The sequence below is a fragment of the Psychrobacter sp. H26 genome, assembly GCF_059073035.1.
In genome coordinates, this window is sequence record NZ_JCACRW010000001.1 from 1,636,738 (window position 1) to 1,654,891 (window position 18,154).

16 protein-coding genes are annotated in these 18,154 nt (G+C 44.0%); 6 read left to right on the plus strand and 10 right to left on the minus strand.

Going from position 1 to position 18,154, the window contains the following annotated elements; all coding sequences use genetic code 11:
• Positions 1-186 precede the first annotated feature (186 nt).
• The 10 genes from AC5JPT_RS06740 to ispH form a co-directional block, all read right to left on the minus strand.
• Positions 187-498 carry a hypothetical protein gene (locus tag AC5JPT_RS06740; RefSeq protein ID WP_493857563.1) on the minus strand — a complete coding sequence of 104 codons (312 nt, stop codon included), beginning with the start codon at positions 496-498 and terminating at the stop codon, positions 187-189.
• Positions 499-611: 113 nt separating this feature from the next.
• Entirely contained in the window at positions 612-989 is a 378-nt protein-coding gene (locus AC5JPT_RS06745; protein WP_493857564.1) for a hypothetical protein, read from the minus strand.
• Between the two features lie 63 nt (positions 990-1,052).
• The gene (gene rpe, locus AC5JPT_RS06750; RefSeq protein WP_493857565.1) at positions 1,053-1,745 is read right to left on the minus strand and encodes a ribulose-phosphate 3-epimerase; all 693 of its coding nucleotides are present in this window, start codon (positions 1,743-1,745) and stop codon (positions 1,053-1,055) included.
• Between the two features lie 101 nt (positions 1,746-1,846).
• Positions 1,847-2,128, minus strand: a complete 282-nt coding sequence (locus AC5JPT_RS06755; protein WP_442967663.1) for a TIGR03643 family protein — start codon at positions 2,126-2,128, stop codon at positions 1,847-1,849.
• A gap of 223 nt (positions 2,129-2,351) precedes the next feature.
• Positions 2,352-3,242, minus strand: a complete 891-nt coding sequence (fghA, locus tag AC5JPT_RS06760) for an S-formylglutathione hydrolase (RefSeq protein ID WP_493857566.1) — start codon at positions 3,240-3,242, stop codon at positions 2,352-2,354.
• A 139-nt stretch (positions 3,243-3,381) separates the two neighbouring features.
• A complete protein-coding gene (locus AC5JPT_RS06765; RefSeq protein ID WP_493857567.1) occupies positions 3,382-4,836 on the minus strand; it encodes a C13 family peptidase in 1,455 nt (484 codons plus the stop codon).
• A gap of 335 nt (positions 4,837-5,171) precedes the next feature.
• On the minus strand, positions 5,172-7,145 hold the full coding sequence (gene htpG / locus AC5JPT_RS06770) for a molecular chaperone HtpG (RefSeq protein WP_493857568.1): 1,974 nt from the start codon (positions 7,143-7,145) through the stop codon (positions 5,172-5,174).
• A 531-nt stretch (positions 7,146-7,676) separates the two neighbouring features.
• Complete coding sequence (locus AC5JPT_RS06775) at positions 7,677-8,492, minus strand: thioesterase family protein (protein ID WP_493857569.1); 816 nt, start codon at positions 8,490-8,492, stop codon at positions 7,677-7,679.
• 35 nt (positions 8,493-8,527) lie between these two features.
• Complete coding sequence (locus tag AC5JPT_RS06780) at positions 8,528-8,776, minus strand: hypothetical protein (protein WP_493857570.1); 249 nt, start codon at positions 8,774-8,776, stop codon at positions 8,528-8,530.
• Between the two features lie 56 nt (positions 8,777-8,832).
• Positions 8,833-9,789, minus strand: a complete 957-nt coding sequence (gene ispH / locus AC5JPT_RS06785; protein WP_493857571.1) for a 4-hydroxy-3-methylbut-2-enyl diphosphate reductase — start codon at positions 9,787-9,789, stop codon at positions 8,833-8,835.
• Positions 9,790-10,164: 375 nt separating this feature from the next.
• On the opposite strand from ispH, the gene gmk reads away from it, so the two are divergent.
• The 6 genes from gmk (at position 10,165) to AC5JPT_RS06815 (ending at position 18,126) form a co-directional block, all read left to right on the plus strand.
• Positions 10,165-10,791 carry a guanylate kinase gene (gene gmk, locus AC5JPT_RS06790; RefSeq protein ID WP_443525778.1) on the plus strand — a complete coding sequence of 209 codons (627 nt, stop codon included), beginning with the start codon at positions 10,165-10,167 and terminating at the stop codon, positions 10,789-10,791.
• Between the two features lie 173 nt (positions 10,792-10,964).
• Complete coding sequence (gene rpoZ, locus AC5JPT_RS06795) at positions 10,965-11,225, plus strand: DNA-directed RNA polymerase subunit omega (protein ID WP_319051436.1); 261 nt, start codon at positions 10,965-10,967, stop codon at positions 11,223-11,225.
• 318 nt (positions 11,226-11,543) lie between these two features.
• Positions 11,544-13,742, plus strand: coding sequence for a RelA/SpoT family protein (locus AC5JPT_RS06800; RefSeq protein ID WP_493857572.1), 2,199 nt, complete (start codon positions 11,544-11,546; stop codon positions 13,740-13,742).
• A gap of 151 nt (positions 13,743-13,893) precedes the next feature.
• Positions 13,894-14,274: a RidA family protein gene (locus AC5JPT_RS06805; protein ID WP_493857573.1), complete on the plus strand. Its 381-nt coding sequence runs from the start codon at positions 13,894-13,896 to the stop codon at positions 14,272-14,274.
• 159 nt (positions 14,275-14,433) lie between these two features.
• The gene (locus AC5JPT_RS06810) at positions 14,434-16,722 is read left to right on the plus strand and encodes a primosomal protein N' (RefSeq protein WP_493857574.1); all 2,289 of its coding nucleotides are present in this window, start codon (positions 14,434-14,436) and stop codon (positions 16,720-16,722) included.
• A 234-nt stretch (positions 16,723-16,956) separates the two neighbouring features.
• Positions 16,957-18,126, plus strand: coding sequence for a cation diffusion facilitator family transporter (locus AC5JPT_RS06815; protein ID WP_493857575.1), 1,170 nt, complete (start codon positions 16,957-16,959; stop codon positions 18,124-18,126).
• The last annotated feature ends 28 nt before the right edge of the window (positions 18,127-18,154 follow it).

An 18,154-nucleotide genomic window follows, 5' to 3' on the forward strand; every position in this document is an offset into this window, starting at 1 on the left:
TTGCAAACAAGCTACTCACTATAGACATAGCACTTGAGAAATGGTACTCGGCAAATCTATTTTCTTACAGTAACGCGGGTAAATCTGTCTTACTTATACAATGGACGCTTTGGTAGGTAAATTCAAGGGTTGTCATACAAGTCTTTGACATCAGTACCGTTTTGATATGGAATGGCTTGCACCCAGTTAACGCCAGTAGCGCAGCTTTGCTAGCGTAAATAAGAAAGCCACAAACATACCTAAGTAGTAGACGAGCTTGAGCTCAAGCGTGGGATCACGATATTTGAAAGGTAGTGCAACGGTGGCCGTCGCGGTGGGCAGTATCAGTAGCATAAGTAGCCAGTTTTCAATAACATTTAGCCAGCCCTGTAGATCTGTTCCATTACGCAATGACGCTAGCCCCATCAAGAGGCAAGCTAGGATCAAGCTGGTAAACAATCCATTTGGTAAGTCTTTAGGATAGATAATATTAGCAATACTGGCTGGTACGATTCGCATATAAAATTCCAGCCACACTTATAGAATATGGCTTAATAATTAAAAAAGTATAAAAGACAGCTTATAAGGGTTTTGTAACGCAATATCTAGAGGCAATCGCTACTGTAGCCTGTTCAGCTATAAGTACTCATCAACCATAGCATCGACACACAAGCCGTCAACCAGCCAAGTGTTAATGCGTTTCTGGTCTCAATATGCATACCTTTGACTTTGTTCAATACCCGCGAGCCAACCCAAAAAAATAGCGGTATGCCCAGTACAAAGGTAGGTACAATCACAGCAGCATGACGTAGTACTGTACCTACATCATCACCAATCATCAGACGAAAACCATAACCTGCCAGACTTAAGACAAGTGAAAACGTAGCCAAGCCAATGGTAATGCCTTTTGGCACTAAGCTACGTCTCGGAAGATCATTTTGAACTGGCAGCTCACTGCCTGTTGCTGGATTAGGCGATGTTGATGACTTAACGGGTCTTTGCGTGTCCATATCTCACCTTTGCATGGTTTGTCGTTACCATTATACAGCCTATCTTAGGCTACTTAACTGACTTTATTCGTTGCCGTTGGCCAGTGCTAGCTCTGCGCGCATGGCATCAATCGCTTCTTTATAATCTGGCTGATTAAATATCGCAGAACCCGCGACAAACATGTCTGCACCTGCTTCAGCAACCGCACGGATGTTGTTGGCTTTGATACCGCCGTCCACTTCTAGTCGGATATCGCGACCACTGGTGATGATACGTTGACGTACCTGACGTATCTTATCTAGGGTGCTATCGATAAATGACTGTCCACCATATCCAGGATTCACGCTCATCAATAAAATCTGATCTACTTTATCCATGACATAATCAAGATAATGTAGCGGTGTTGCTGGGTTCAATACCAGACCACACTCAGCACCGCCGTCTTTGATCAGTTGCAGCGATCGATCGATATGAGCGCTGGCTTCTGGATGAAAGGTGATGATACTAGCACCTGCCTCCAAAAACTGCTCAATCATGCTATCAACAGGCGAGACCATCAGATGCACATCAATTGGCGCTTCCACACCATAGTCTCGTAGCGCTTTACAAATCATGCTGCCAAACGTCAAGTTGGGTACGTAATGATTGTCCATCACATCAAAATGAATCACATCGGCACCCGACTCTAATACACGCTCGACCTCTTCACCCAAACGTGCAAAGTCAGCTGAGAGTATCGATGGGGCAATAAGATAAGGTTTAGCAGGACTGATCATAGTAGGGCTACCTAATTTGTGTTTATATCAAATGTAAATCAATTAAAAAAATCGTATTAATGGGCTTGTTGTTACTCTATACCTTTCACATATTCAGTTAATCAGCGCGGCTTGTATTGTGTCTTGCAATAGGCACGGCCCACGTCAAAAGATCGCTTTGCCTCATGCTTGGTAGCGCGATTACTTACTCGCTGACGCCATAGACGAAAAGACGATGGCTTGAGCTCTTGACGCATAAGCTTGATAACGCCTGTTTCATCGAGACCGTAGCTATGCTCTATCGCACCGAATGGTGTTCTATCTTCCCACGCCATCTCTATCACACGCGATATTTGTGTCTCATCAAGTACTCTATCGCCTGCATCATTGAGCGTTTTTGCGATCAGCTCGTCTGACTTATCTTGAGTCACTTGATCATCATTACTGCGCTGTTTATGTTTTAGGGCAGCATCCATATCGGCCTGCATTATTACCTTTGTAGCATCAGTATCTACTGACTTTTCTTGTCCATTGGAAGCTGTCAAATCTTGATAACTTGCCATAAAAATCACCTTTTGAGCATAAATGAGAGAGCAAAAAACGTATCACGTTAGTTGGTATGGCACTTTAGCTCAGTTGCGCCATATGCCAATGATGTTCGATATGATCATTGATCACTGTCTGAATAAAATAATAGCTGTGGTCATGCCCCGCCTGATAACGCAATGTTAAGGGCTGTTTGGCTTTTGCACAAGCCTCTTGTAGTTTGGAAGTCTGCAGCTGTCCTTCCTTTAAAAAATTATCAGCCGCGCCCTGGTCAACCAAAATACTTGCATATTGCTGACCGACCTTTTCGATCATCTGTGCTGCATCTGCTTGAGACCATAGAGCCTTATCATCACCAAAATACTCTGTATAAGCAGCCTGTCCCCATGCAGACTCGCTAGCGGCACATACTGGCGATAAGGCAGATACACTGACAAACTTGCTCGGATACTTAAATCCTAATAGCAGCGCGCCATGACCACCCATAGAGTGCCCTGTGACACCAATGCTGTCTATTGGGAACTCTGAGCGTAATAAGTCATATAGCTCATCAACAATGTAGCTCTGCATATTGAAATTGTCTGACCACGGCGCTTGGGTCGCATCAACATAGTAGCTTGCGCCCTGCCCAACAAAATAGCGCTCGTCGTTTGGCACTTCAATGTCGTCACTACTGCGAGGTGAGGTGTCGGGTGCAATCAGTATCATACCAAGCTCACTGCATTTCTGCTGAAAGTGCGCTTTGTGAGTGACGTTATCAGCATTGCACGTCAGTCCTGATAAGTACAGTATGGCAGGGCAACGTCGCCCAGCCAATGCTTCATCAGGTAGATAAATACTAAACGTCATCGCCGTTTTGGTCGATGTCGACTCGTGGCTATAATAATGCTGCTCACCGTTAAAGCAACGATTCACACTTTTTTGGGTCATCTGCTTGTTGTTGGACAAACTACGACTATAAGCATTGTGCATGAGTGATATCCTTTTTATTCAAAATAAAACCAACGGTGATAGATAGCGATGATAAATAATAAACGCTCGTGATTTGATATTATATTCACAAGATTTTGAGTTGCGCTGTATCTGTATTTAATCGCTCTATTAACTTCATTTACGGACTGGTTGGCACACTATCAGGTACAGTATCAATAGTAGCAGAAGCCGCGTTACTCGTGATACTAGCAACTGATGGACGTGCTTTATCAAACAATACTTGCTCAAACGCTGGTAGTGCCGTCTCCATCAAACTACCAATCACTATTTGTGGTTCTGATGGCTCAAATCCCATATAAAGCTCACGCTCTTGTACACGGTATGCTGCATCCTTAAAAGCAGATTCAAAACTGCTGTTTTCACGTAGACTCTCAGCAAAAAAAGCTTGACCAAAATAAGTCATCTCAGCCGTATTGGTACAGCCAAACGATGCCTTATCAGTGGCTGAAGCCGTAATCACTACGGTAGTCGGCGATGCCAACTCGTCAATGAACGACCCTGAATAGCACGCAGATACCACAATCACACGCCAGCGAATACCTGATGCATCCAGTGTCTCGCGTAACCATGTGGCATCTAGATTGTCCATCGCAAGTGGCGGATTTTCTAATTGAACAATATCTTCGTTGCCATGTGACGACAGCGTCAAAAACAATACATCTTCATCAGCGTTCATTTGCTGACCAATCTTCTTTAATCCACGTGCAATACTGGTTCTGGTAGCAATTGGCTCGTCCAGCCAACTGTACGTATTGTTGATCAAGGACAGTGAGTGTCCGCTGGTACCAAAACGCACATCGAATAGCTCACGCACTTTATTAATTTCAGAACGAAAGACGTTCTGACCAGAGAACCCAGCCACACCCATAAAGTACCAGTCCGTTTTGCCATCAATACTCGGGTCAATGCTGTTTAGTGCTTGCTGCAATAGACGCGGCTGCTCATATAATGCCGCCTCTTCTAATACAGGCTCTACTGGAATCTGCTTAAAAATAGGCTGGTCAGCAACATTACGTTGCCATATAGTCAGCAACGCTACCGCACCTACTAGTATGATAATGCGCTCCCACCACGGTATACGCAAACGACGGGAAAAAATCCATAATAAAGCAAGCGTCTGCCATAGAAACAATACCAAAAACAGTACAGGTAAAAACGAATAACTCCATTTAGGCAACCAACCATAGCTACCAGAAAACTGTACTAAGCTTTGTAATAAAGCGGACAACGTATCGGCTACCAACCATAATACAACTGGTACAAATACCAACGATTGGTTGCTCGCGCGCCTTGCTAAAATAATACCGCTGAGCAAAATAATCATTGGCCAAATCAGATAACTGACCAGTCCTTGCTCATTAAATATGCTACCACTTTCAGCAGCCAACCACGAAAACAAAACATTACTGCTGAGTGCCAATATAGCGAATACAGTAAACTGTATAAACGTAGGTTTGACCCAAGAAAATGCTCGCGTTGAGCCCACTAGCATCCACAAGGTTGCAATAATATTGGCAGCAAAGTTGAGCGAAAAACGTTGGAGCGATACGGTTTTTAACGACGTAAGTGACAAAGACGTAGACCTCTAGCCAGCCGAGAAAAATAAAATGACCCAATGATAACGGTTCTAGTGTAGCTGCCGCCTTACGCAATCGTCTTACGATTCTGTTACGGCTCTAGACATCGATTTATATTGAATTCACGATGGAATATTTATAGAAGATGACTAGCACTGCCTAATAGTCTAGCTCGCTAATCTATCGCGATTGTAACGGATTGTCGGTCAAGACGATAAGCATGATTTGTAAAACTCGCTTAAATCTAGATATTACCTAAACATGACTATAAATACTGATAAAAAAGGGAGACCTTGCAAACAAGGCCTCCCTTTACACTAACGACCAGATACTATCTCATCAACAGCTCGTTAACGCGCTTTAGATAAGCAGCTGGATCTTCTAACTGACCGCCATCTGCTAACAAGGCTTGATCAAAGATCACTTGCGCCAAATCATCAAACTGCTCGCTACCCTCTAACTTCTTAATGAGCGGATGATCGGGGTTGACCTCAAGGGTTGGCTTGCTCGCTGGTACGTCTTGACCCATTTGCTGTAGCATCTGAATCATTTGTGGTGACAGCTCACCTTCTCCAACGACTAAGCATGCTGGGCTATCAACCAAACGCGTTGATACTTTAACGTCTTTAGCACGCTCACCTAGCGCAGTTTTAAGCTTATCAACAACAGGCTTTAACGTTTCTTCTGCTTTCTCTGCTTCAGCTTTTTCGGCTTCGTCCTGCAAGTCACCCAAATCTACTGCACCTTTGGCGATGTTTTGTAGCGGTGTCTCGTCAAATGACGTCAAGAAGTTCATCGCCCATTCATCGACACGGCCAGTCATCAAGATAACTTCGATGCCTTTTTTCTTAAACAGCTCAAGTTGCGGGCTGTTTTTTGCTGCTGCTAAATTATCAGCGGTGAGATAGTAGATCGCTTTTTGCCCATCTTTCATGCGAGCTTTGTAATCTTCAAAGCTGGTCTCAAGGCCATCTTGCGTGCTAGTTGCATAACGCAATAGCTTGGCAATACGTTCTTGATTGCCTGCGTCCTCGCCTAGACCTTCTTTGATCACATCACCGAACTCTGCATAGAACTTGGCAAACTTTTCTTGCTTGTCGCTGTCTTCACTGTTGGCAAGGCTAGCGAGCAAGGTCAAGATACGACGTGCGTTACCATCACGGATAGATTTTACATCGCGTGACTCTTGTAGTAGCTCACGGCTCACGTTTAGTGGTAGGTCTGCTGAATCAATGACCCCTTTCACAAAACGCAAGTACATCGGTAGCAGCTGCTCAGCTTCATCCATGATAAAGACGCGCTTCACATAAAGCTTGAGACCGTGCTGCTGCTCACGAGTATATAAATCTGCTGGCGCTTTTTCAGGGATATACAGTAGCTGCGTATACTGTACTCGACCCTCTACACGGTTATGCGTCCAAGCAAGTGGATCAGTCATGTCATAAGAGATATTTTTATAAAAGTCGACATACTCATCGTCTTCGATCTCAGAGCTTGAGCGCGTCCATAATGCACTGGCCTTGTTGATGGTTTCCCACTCATCAGTAAGTACCATCTCGCCGCCGGCAGGCACCTGATCATCAGAGCTGTCATTTTCGTCTTCTTTTACATCTTCTTGCCAGATTTCTTTGCGCATCTGAATCGGTAGACTGATATGGTCAGAGTATTTATTCACGAGACGCTTAATCTTACCGCGGTCTAGGTAGTTGTCTTCGCCCTCGCTATATTCTTCTTTTAGATGCAAGGTAATCGCCGTACCACGCGTGTCCTTGGTAATAGGCTCAACCGTGAAGCTACCTGTACCGTCAGATACCCAGCGCACGCCTTTATCCGCAGGCTCGCCCGCTTTGCGTGACTCCACACTGATAGTGTCTGCAACGATAAACCCTGAATAAAAACCAACACCGAACTGACCAATCAATTGACCATCTTGTTTTTGCGATTCAGACAATTTGTCCAAAAATGCTTTGGTGCCTGATTTGGCAATCGTACCTAAATTTTCGATAGCATCTGTTTCGTTCATACCAATACCATTATCGGTAAAGGTAATGGTTTTAGCAGCTTCATCAACAGCAATACGGATTTTTAGCTCGCCATCATCTTCATAAAGACTGTCATCATTGGTCGCTTCAAAACGCAATTTGTCACAAGCGTCCGATGCGTTAGAGACGAGCTCACGGACAAAAATATCTGCATTAGAATATAATGAATGTGTTACCAAGTGCAGTAGTTGCGCCACTTCTGCTTCAAACGTATGTTTTTTTAATTCTGGATTGAGACCTTCAGCTTGGGTTGCTTCACTCATAAAAACTCCTTTAAATTCTATGAAAGACCTATTATCAAATAACTGACTATAGCTGTTCTAACAATGCTCACAGTTTACCGTGTGCATTACCGTTAGACTGTCTATACTAATAGGGGCAGCAAAAAAAAATTCAAGCACAGAAGTCTTATTCAATAAAAAACACCGCCTATATTTATCAAGGCGGTGTTCTGCTTATTTATCAAAACGCTGTTTAAGAACTATCTGCTCACACAAATGTCCAAGTGTAGATACAAGTCACTATTCTGAATAAGCTTCTATCAATAAGTCCCAAATCGTCGTTAGTTTTTTTGAAAACTGAATATGCGTGTTCATAGCACCCTCCCTGTCGATTAATATCGTTCTCTTTGGTACTATTAAAACGGGTTTTCAACTATTTGTATAATTAATTGATTGTATATTATCGTTTCGTTTTACAAATTATATGACCTATATCTTTGACAAGAGATGAGTTTGTACTGATGCTCTTATTTATAGATCGGTTGCACAGTTATCTAAAAAATTATCTAACGGTTAGCGCGGTATCGGACGGATAGTGAGTATTTGCTCACTGCGACCAAAAGGTCCATACACATCGTGCAATACTGCACTAGTTAGACCAATACCATCATCACCGTATTGCTGTACTGCCTCGATACCCAACCAGCGTCCTTTGGGTTCGCGATGCATGTGTATTTGCAAGTCAGTATTGGGGAACATCCATTCTAGTTTAGACAGTCCCAGCCCCAACCTAGGGACAACACCATTCGCAGTATCCACCATACCCAATAGATGTACCACATCATCGGTTGGCGTATCTTCTACCATTTGCACATCATTAGTGATCCATACCATCCCGCGCCCAGGACGACGATCTTCTGTAGTCACTAGCCGTACGCTTTCGATAAAGCCGCCTGGCCAGCCTTTCATCTCGTCCCAAACGGGCAAATCCTCAGGCTGATGCACTGAAGCTTGATCCTCTAGTCCTGCTATTTCACTGGTGTCTTGAGTCAGGAGTCGCCACGCTCGTGCGATGATAGCATCACGACCACGACTGCTCATTACCGCCTCTATCAGCTCAATGGTTTTGCCCGGTCGAATACAGCGAGTGGTAATGGTAAAGTCATCAAGCGGTATCAAGCCCAATATATCCAGACTTACGCGAGCTATGCGAGTATTGGGCTGCGGTGCAAAACCTTTGAGCTCAGCAGTCAGGAGACCTGTCGCTGGCGCCATGTGCTGCTCACGCTCATTCCAGGCACCTTGTGCATGCTCGGTTGGCTGATAGTGCGCCACACTGGTACCATTTTCTTGTTGTTCACGTTTGATAAATTTGTAATAAGCAGTCATAGCTATCCTATATTTAACACTTTCTTGTAAAACTTTTATTTATGGGTCAGCTCTTGTTTTCTTAACAAGAGAATACCGCGAGCTTTTTGTATAAAGAACAATAAACAGATCATGACGACTGCAAGTGCCGCATAAAAAAAGCTCTTTTCTGCCATGAATTTTATAATATTCATGAATAGTACAAACACCACCGCAACCGTCACGAGCATGTTGAGCTTTAATTGCTTATTGACGTCAGCGAGCGTGGCTTCTGCCAACACAAATCTGCCTTTAGGTTCTTTCATGCGGCCTTATCCATATCAATAATATTTCATACAAATACTTGTTGTTTACCGACTGATTATTTACCAACTTGGGTAACAGGAATGCGCAAGGCTTTTGGCAAACTAAACGTTACGTTCTCCTCAATACCGGATAACTCACTAGGAAGATCGCCACCCCAGTCTTGCAGCTGCTGTAGCACTTCTTGAATGAGCACCTCTGGCGCTGATGCACCAGCAGTAACACCGACACTCTGCACACCATCTAACCAACTGCGATTCATCTCGCTGGCATTATCGATTAAGTAAGCACGGCAATTCATACGCTCAGCCAGCTCACGCAAACGATTAGAATTTGAAGAATTTGGTGAGCCAACCACGAGTACAACCTCGCAGCGACTGGCAAGATCTTTTACCGCATCTTGGCGGTTTTGAGTGGCATAACATATATCGTCTTTTCGAGGTCCTTGGATACTCGGAAATTTGTCACGCAGCGCATCAATAACGCGAGCAGTGTCATCCATCGATAGCGTCGTTTGAGTTACAAATGCCAAGCGTTTGGCATCTTGTACGGTTAAAGCTGCAACGTCGCTTTCATCTTCGACAAGATGGATCTGCCCGCCGTTTTTTGCATTGAACCTACCCATAGTGCCTTCTACTTCAGGGTGTCCAGCGTGTCCTATCAAGACCGCATCCATACCATCTTGGGCAAACTTGGCCACTTCAATATGCACCTTTGTCACCAAAGGGCAAGTCGCGTCAAATACAGTGATATCGCGGCGACCTGCTTCATCTTCCACCGCTTTAGAGACCCCATGTGCAGAGAAAATAACCACCGAACCATCTGGCACTTCGTGAAGCTCTTCGACGAATACTGCGCCCCGATTGGCTAAATCTGATACGACAAATTTATTATGTACGACTTCATGACGGACATAGATGGGCGGCTCAAAACGGGTCAACGCTTCGTTAACAATCGCGATCGCACGGTCTACACCAGCACAAAACCCACGAGGATTGGCAAGATAAATTTGCATAAGAAGGCCTATCATTGGATAATTTATATGTAAAGCTTATGCATCAAAGCTTTCATTCAAAAGTTGGGGCAATTTCAATGCTCTACTTTAGCATAATTTGCTTTTATTGCCCTCAAAAATAGCAGTACACTCATTGCAATATTTTAGTTATAAATATCGACATACTGATTGCATATTGCAAAACTCGCTTTCACTCACACAAAAGCCGTTTATAATGAGACAACTATTATGATTTATATCGCCATACATGATGGCGGTTTTTCTTTTTTCCAGCCTTTTCTGCTGACTGGAATATTTTTAGTCTGTGATTAGCACACTTTTTTATTTTATTAACACATTCCATTTGTTAGCACATATTTTATTGGGACAAATTGTATGACAGGTTCATTATTTATTATTACTGCCGCTTCGGGTACAGGCAAAACCTCACTGGTGAAGCAACTACTGGCAACCACTAACGACTTAACCGTCAGTATCTCGCACACGACTCGCAGCCCGCGCCCAGGCGAGATTGATGGACATCACTATCACTTCACAGATGTGGATAGCTTCGTAAAAGCTATTGGCGAAAACAAATTTTTAGAGCATGCAGAAGTATTCGGAAACTACTATGGCACCTCAGAGCAGAGCGTACGCTCCCAGCTTGCGGCAGGTATCGATGTGGTTTTGGAGATTGACTGGCAAGGCGCCACCCAAGTCAAAAAAATATTCCCTGATGCAACGACCGTTTTTATCTTGCCGCCTAGTATTGATACCTTGCGTCAACGCCTATCAACCCGAGCACAAGATACCAGCGAAGTTATAGAACGACGTCTGGCTGGTGCTGTTCATGAAATGGCACAGTACGTCAATTCTGATTTTGTGATTATTAATGATAATTTTGAAGTGGCTTTGGCTGAGCTAAAAGCACTTATTATCGCTGATAGGCAAACGCTTGCTCGTCAGCAGCAGCGTTATCATCGTACGATTAGCAACTTGCTAAACAAGTCAGCAGCGGAGTAAACTTAGCATCAGCGACTAAAGCTGCTTGTCCAATAAGATGATATAAAAAGCAACTACGCAGCTTAGCAAAAAATGCTATAATATGTAGCTATCCCCCTTTATGTATTTGATATTATTTTTATTGAGTGGCGGTCAAAGTCCGTGACTAATAAAAACAACCGAGGTAGCTATTTATGGCACGAGTAACGATTGAAGATTGTTTGGATAATGTTGATAATCGCTTTGAGCTAATTTTGGTCGCAAGCAAGCGTGCCCGTCAATTGGCAAAGGGTATTTCTGAGCCATTGGTAGATGTTGACAATGACAAGCCTACCGTACTGGCGCTACGTGAAATTGCCGCTGGCAAAATCACCCGTGATATTCTAAATCAGCCAGAGCATAACTTTGCTACTAGCTCATTAGATTTAGCGTTGTCAGGTGATCATAGCTTTTAGGATTGTAGCTTCTAAATAAGACAGCTATATATCTTGATCAGCAATAGAGACCACAGCATAGGCTGTGGTTTTTTGGTTGTGACTCTATTGTATTCGCGATTTTGATAACCATTTATCTTCTAAAATAGACCACTAAGTGAAAATTTTTGGATTTTTATCTTGCCTACTCGCTTATCAGTTGACATTGAATGCAATTTGCGATTAATTAAAGAATGACCTACTCTTATTTACGATTCATACGGTAGGTCGATATTTCATCATCATTTGCTTCGAGAAATGGTCAAATAAGTAGGTAATGGAAAATAGGATTGTTATTTTATGAGTCAAACCCTACCCAAACTCAGTCATCATCTCGTTGATGATGCTCAATATAACCTGCTACGTTCAGTAGGTTATCTCACTGCCGCTGAGCGCCGTGACATTATTGATGCCTGTGAGTTCGGTGATATTGCGCACATCAAAGACAAGCGTAAATCAGGGGAACCTTATATCACTCACCCCATCGCAGTGGCTGAGATATTGGCAGGCTTTCGCTTAGATAGAGATACCATCATCGCCGCGATCTTGCATGACACGGTCGAAGATACTGACGTGAGTGACGAACAAATCGAGCAGCGCTACGGCAAGATAGTAGCTAGACTGGTCGATGGCGTGACCAAGCTCAAATCATCCTCTCACAACAAGCAACAAAATAAAGCGGCCACTTTTCACAAAATTTTGACCGCGACGCTTGCTGACCCACGTGTACTGATTATCAAGCTTGCTGATCGCTTACATAATATGTCTACACTTGATGCGGTACGCCCTGAAAAGCAGCGCACAACCGCACAAGAAACCTTGGACTTTTATGTCCCATTTGCACGATTAATGGGTCTTAATGATATTGCCGACTATATCGAGGTGTTGTGTTACCGTAATCTTGATTCTGGTATGTATAACAAACTGTCTGATAAGCTCTTACAGCATGGACTTGGACGTAATTTTCAAAGAGAAGCCATTCACCGCTATTTAAGTATCGTCCTCAACAACTTAGACCTTAACGGGCTGGTCAAAGTTTTGGACAATCGTGTGGTGATATATCGTCAGTTTTTCCGCAACCGCGGTGAGATCAATACCCTACTGCGTCACTATGCGTTTGAGATTGTCCTCGATAATATCGAAGCCTGTGACAAGCTGGCTTATTATTTGATTAAAAAGTATCAAATCGACGATACGCACATTGCTGATAATATTCGTAGGCCGCTACCGGGTGGTAATCAATCGCTTACGCTTATCTATGAGCGCGATAACGATGTCGTCAAGGTCACTATCTTGACCAAGCAAATGCAAAGCGCAGCAAGGCTTGGTGTTATTGGTGCAGAGCACGCCTCTGACGTCAGCCAGTCGGTTATCCAAGCTTCTTTACGTAATATGAAAGACTTGGTCGATGAAGACAGCTTGAACGAAAACAGTCCCAATTTCTCAGCAGCAGTCTCCACTATCAATGACTTAATGGACTATCTACATTCTAGTAAGATCATTTGTTATAGCCCAAAAGGCCGAGCTTACGAGCTATCACAAGGTGCAACCGCACTTGATTTTGCTTATGCCGTCGGGCCTATGATCGGTAACGTCGCTGTTGGTGCAAACATCGACGGTAAACCTGCAAAACTCGGTACAGTGGTGAAAAACGGACAAGCGGTTGAAATCGAAGTCAACAGCCATTCTGAACCAAAAGCAGAGTGGCTAGGGTTTGTGGTCACCAATAAAGCACGTGAAGAGATTTTACGTTGGTTCAAAGACTTGTCTGCCGCTGACAAACAGCACCACGGTCGTCAAGCGTTAGATCGTGCCCTCAAAACCTATCAAAAAACACTCGATGATTTGACAGACAATGACTGGAAAGATTTGACGGAATGGCGCGGACTAGCCGAAAAGGACGCTCTATTTGAACAAATCAGCTCTGGCACACTACTGCCGCAACTGGTCGTTACTCGTCTGTTTAGCGACGAAGTGAGCAGCCTGCAAGCTCAAGCGCACAACGATGATATGACTCAGCCACAGCAGTTGATTGCCAATGCATCTGGGGTTGAACTTGATTTTGCTAACTGCTGCCATCCGATTTATGGTGACCCGATCGTTGGGCATTTATCACGCCACGGTTTGGTGGTTCATAGACACAAGTGCTTCTCACTTGATGACATTCGTAAAGACAACCCCTATCAGGTTATCCAGCTACGGTGGCGCAATGACACCACTATAATGCAGGGTGATACGGATGATAACGATATACAAAATAGCGGCAAAATCCGTTTTCCTGCTTACCTAAAACTCTCTATCGCGCTTAGTGATGAGCAAATCAGTGAAGTCATTTACCATTTACGTCAATTGAATATGGGTGTTGAAACCGTTGACGTACGTAATAGCGATACTATTGTCCATATCATTGTACGCAGTCGCAACCACTTGGCTCAAGGCATTCGCGAGCTGCGCTCATTACTCGGCTTCCCTAACATCATGCGCTTATATCAATTATAATAGTCATGTCTATTTATCGATACTATCTGTTAGATACTCGTTAGAGAGACATGAAAACCTAACATTGAGACTTTAGCATTTTCTAAAATAATCATACGTAATGCTACTGAGCTTTTAGCAGCAAACCCATAAAATATTCAAAGGACATCATATGACTCGTCAAACCATCCAAACAGACAACGCACCTGCAGCGGTAGGTACTTATTCACAAGCGGTCAAAGTCGGTAACACTGTTTATATCTCAGGTCAGCTTGGTTTTGACCCTGAAACTATGGAATTGAGAGAAGGCTTTAGGGCACAGGCGGAGCAAGTATTTGAGAACATCAAAGCGATCTGTGAAGCGGCTGGCGGTAGTTTAAATGACGTGGTTAAATTCAACGTCTCTTTGACTGACTTAAGTGATTTTGCGGTTTTGAATGACGTGTTTGTTGCCAACTTAAGCGAGCCTTACCCTGCCCGCGCTGCTGTACAGGTCGCTGCCCTACCAAAAGGTGGTGTGGTCGAAATCGAGTCTATCCTATATATTGACTAATACTGGATATCAAACCGTACTCAATATTAAACAGTGCTGATGCAGATTCTACCTAATTAGCACGCTATAAATCGTTCCATAATAAGCTTAGCATCATGCTAAGCTTATTAGTCTCTGCCTTTTATTCCCCATTAACCTGACAATATTGCGAAGCCGTTTATGTTGGTCCAAGTTGCTCTACCCGTACCCCTTTATCGGGTGTTTGACTACAGCCTGCCAGCAGATATGTTTGCGTCACCAGACAGTTCGTTACCGCAAATCGGTAGCCGCGTTGAAGTGTCATTTGGTCGTCAGACCTTGATTGGTATCGTCATTGCCCATGTCTCTGAGGACAAAAGCAGTGTGCCGGTTAGCAAAATCAAGGCTATCAATAAGTGTTTAGATACGGAGTCTATTTTAGATCCCAGTATGCTCAAGCTGGCCTATTGGCTTGCACGCTACTATCACTATCCACTTGGTGATGTCTTAGCCGTTATTTTGCCAAGTCTCGTTCGTCAGGGTAAGCCACTAGATTTACTGATTACCCATTGGCGCATTTTGCTGCATATTACTGATGATGACTTTCATGCCAATGCAAAAAAACAAAAACAGCAGTTTGATATGCTCAAGCTACATGGTCAGCATGGGGCAAGTGAAGACGTATTGCTATTAGAAGGTATGCAGCGGACATTTTTAAAAACGCTGGAAGATAAAGGGCTTATCGAGCGCTATATTCAGCCAAAAAAGCCCCCCTCTCCTGTCAAGTTAGCCAAGATGCCACTTGACCTCAATGACGAGCAAAAACTTGCCGTCGATGCCATTATTGCTGCCCATGAGTCTGAGACTTATACTGGGTTTTTGCTAAATGGCATTACCGGTAGCGGTAAAACTGAAGTTTATCTACAAGCAATGCAAGCGGTATTAGAAGCAGGCAAGCAAGTGCTTATTTTGGTACCCGAGATTGGACTCACACCGCAGACACGTGCACGGTTTGCCAGTCGCTTTGCCGCTCATATTGTTTTATTACATTCAGGTATGACCAATACGCATCGTCTCCAAGGCTGGCAAGATTGCCGCACAGGTCATGCACAAATCATTATCGGTACGCGATCAGCGGTGCTATATCCATTTGCAGCGCTGGGGCTTATTGTTGTTGATGAAGCACATGATGGATCGTACAAGCAGCAAGACACTTTGCGCTATCATGCTGCTGATGTTGCCCTCTATCGCGGCCTACAAAACAGAATTCCAGTCATACTCGGTACAGCGACGCCCTCTCTTGAGCATCTGAAACTAGTTGATGATGGTAAGCTGACAGAGTATCAATTACTCACTCGTCCTGGTAGTGCCAAGCCTGCAACCATGCAACTGATCGATGCACGCCTACAAAGCACGCATCAGCAAGCCCAAGATGATGGTGCGCGCTATGATACAGGACTGACAGACGCCATGATTGGGGCTATCAAGCAAACGCTAGAAGCGGGCGATCAGGTACTGATATTTTTGAATCGCCGCGGCTATGCTCCTGTGTTGTTATGTGAGGCTTGTGGTTGGCAGGCAGACTGCCCTCGCTGCGATGCGCACCTAACCGTCCATTATAATAGTCAGTCTCAGCACAGTAGCTATGCAGCTAGCTCTTATCTAAAGTGCCACCACTGTGATTGGCAAGCTTATATCCCAACGACATGCCCTGATTGCGGCAGTCAAAACCTAGATGCTAAAGGTATGGGTACGACAAGGCTGAGCGAAAACCTACATGCCATCTTTGCCAATCCTCAAACCAGTAAAGAGCTCTATCCGATTATCCAAATCGACCGTGATACCACAAGGCGCAAAGACAGCTGGGAGAATATCTACGAGCAAATAAACCAAGGTAACCCTGCCATATTGGTAGGGACACAGATGGTCGCCAAAGGTCATCATTTTCCCAATGTCACCCTAGTTTGCTTACCGAATGCTGATCGCGGATTTCTATCAGCAGACTTTCGCTCACCAGAACATACCGCACAGCTCATGATACAAGTGGCAGGGCGTGCTGGTCGTGGTGACAAAGCTGGTCGCGTCTTGATTCAGACCTTGCAACCTGACAATGAGCTTTTATTAAAGCTTGTAAAAGATGGTTATCTATCATTTGCTCGTGAGCTATTACAAGAGCGCAAAATGATGGGGCTACCTCCTCACAGTCATGCTGCACTGATACGCTGTGAGGGCAAAACTCTGGCAGCCACTACTCAAGCCCTCAAAGATGCCATTGCGCATCTGCCCAGTGCGCACAATCTCGCTGTTCTTGGTCCTATTGATGCGCCAATGAGTAAAAAAAACAGTCGCTATCATGCACAGCTATTGCTCTTGGCTAAAGACCGGCAACAGTTGCACCACGTATTGAACCAGTGGTGGCAGCCTGTACTTACGCTACCGAGTGTGAAATACCTCAAATTAACGTTAGATATCGATCCCGTCGGCTGGTAACCTCAAACATTATGGTGTTGTCTATTTATCAAGCAGCATCGTAGTGCTTCCCCTTTATCGACATTGTTTTTCTACCTTTTCCACTGTGTTTACGTCGTCGTAACAGCTTATGATAGGTAGCTATGTTAAATTTATAATAGTTGTTAAACGGTCTGCGATAGAAATCCCACACCTGCTTGATCTACAGTTAATACTGTTCACTTAACCTAAATTCTAGTTAATTTGAGTGTTGCTATGAGTCAGAATAGTCCTGAAGTGCATAATCACAATGACGATGAAAATCACGACAATAATGACAACCATCAACACCGTCACGACCATGATGCCCGCTTAGAGCAAAAACCAACACCGCGAGATACCAAGGGCTATCAACGCACCTTACTGTTTAGCTTTGTTATCATTACTGGCTATATGTTCATCGAAGCTATTGGTGGCTGGCTCACTGGGAGCTTGGCGCTACTGTCTGATGCAGGTCATATGCTGAGTGACGCGATAGCACTTGGCGCGACTCTTATAGCATTCAAAATCGGTGAAAAAGCAGCCACCCATCAAAAAACTTTTGGCTATAAACGTTTTGAGATATTGGTCGCTACCTTTAATGGCGCCACCCTCGTTATTATTGCCTTGATGATTTTTTACGAGGCAATCAAACGCTTTAACTCACCACCAGAAATTGCAACCCAAGGCATGCTGATCATAGCTACCATAGGGATGTTGATTAATATTTTAGTTGCATGGCTGATGCATCGCGGTAGCCATGGTGAAGCGTCACATGGGCACAGCCACAAGAGCAATGATGCCAATATTACAGATGCCACAGATACCAAAATTACAGATACCAAGGCAAAACCAGCTGATCATAAAAAACCAGTCAATCTCAATATGCAAAGTGCGTATCTGCATGTATTGAGCGATTTATTAGGTTCTGTCGCTGCCATTATTGCAGCGCTACTAATGATGGGTTTTGGATGGGTGTGGGCAGATGCCGCAGCATCCATAATCGTCGCTCTCCTTATATTAGTTAGTGGTTACCGCGTCGTACGTGACTCTGTACATATATTGATGGAGGGCACTCCTGCCAATATCTCACTAATCGATGTCGAACAAAAACTACTCGCACATCCTCAAGTACAAAAAGTACATGATCTACACGTCTGGAGCATTACTAGTGGCTTAAATGCTTTATCTTGCCATGTCGTGGTCGATGGAGAAATGAGCATTCACGAGTCGAGCATCTTGATTGCTAGTCTTGAGACAAGCTTGTCGACACTTGGTATTCATCATGCGACCATTCAAGTAGAGAGCTCGTCACATCCGCAAAACAGCTCACATAGTGAAGCACTCGTCTGCGATATATCGGGACGATCACCTACTGGTAACAGTCATATTGGTCATAATCACTAATGACATAACCTATTAATTTGAACCCAAT

Excerpts from the sequence above, each read along its gene's own strand:
- gmk (WP_443525778.1), top strand. The coding sequence starts at position 10,165 with ATGACAGGTTCATTATTTATTATTACTGCCGCTTCGGGTACAGGCAAA.
- AC5JPT_RS06800 (WP_493857572.1), top strand. The coding sequence starts at position 11,544 with ATGAGTCAAACCCTACCCAAACTCAGTCATCATCTCGTTGATGATGCT.
- AC5JPT_RS06745 (WP_493857564.1), bottom strand. The coding sequence starts at position 989 with ATGGACACGCAAAGACCCGTTAAGTCATCAACATCGCCTAATCCAGCA.
- fghA (WP_493857566.1), bottom strand. The coding sequence starts at position 3,242 with ATGCACAATGCTTATAGTCGTAGTTTGTCCAACAACAAGCAGATGACC.
- ispH (WP_493857571.1), bottom strand. The coding sequence starts at position 9,789 with ATGCAAATTTATCTTGCCAATCCTCGTGGGTTTTGTGCTGGTGTAGAC.
- htpG (WP_493857568.1), bottom strand. The coding sequence starts at position 7,145 with ATGAGTGAAGCAACCCAAGCTGAAGGTCTCAATCCAGAATTAAAAAAA.
- AC5JPT_RS06775 (WP_493857569.1), bottom strand. The coding sequence starts at position 8,492 with ATGACTGCTTATTACAAATTTATCAAACGTGAACAACAAGAAAATGGT.
- AC5JPT_RS06810 (WP_493857574.1), top strand. The coding sequence starts at position 14,434 with ATGTTGGTCCAAGTTGCTCTACCCGTACCCCTTTATCGGGTGTTTGAC.
- AC5JPT_RS06780 (WP_493857570.1), bottom strand. The coding sequence starts at position 8,776 with ATGAAAGAACCTAAAGGCAGATTTGTGTTGGCAGAAGCCACGCTCGCT.
- rpoZ (WP_319051436.1), top strand. The coding sequence starts at position 10,965 with ATGGCACGAGTAACGATTGAAGATTGTTTGGATAATGTTGATAATCGC.
- AC5JPT_RS06815 (WP_493857575.1), top strand. The coding sequence starts at position 16,957 with ATGAGTCAGAATAGTCCTGAAGTGCATAATCACAATGACGATGAAAAT.
- AC5JPT_RS06805 (WP_493857573.1), top strand. The coding sequence starts at position 13,894 with ATGACTCGTCAAACCATCCAAACAGACAACGCACCTGCAGCGGTAGGT.
- rpe (WP_493857565.1), bottom strand. The coding sequence starts at position 1,745 with ATGATCAGTCCTGCTAAACCTTATCTTATTGCCCCATCGATACTCTCA.
- AC5JPT_RS06740 (WP_493857563.1), bottom strand. The coding sequence starts at position 498 with ATGCGAATCGTACCAGCCAGTATTGCTAATATTATCTATCCTAAAGAC.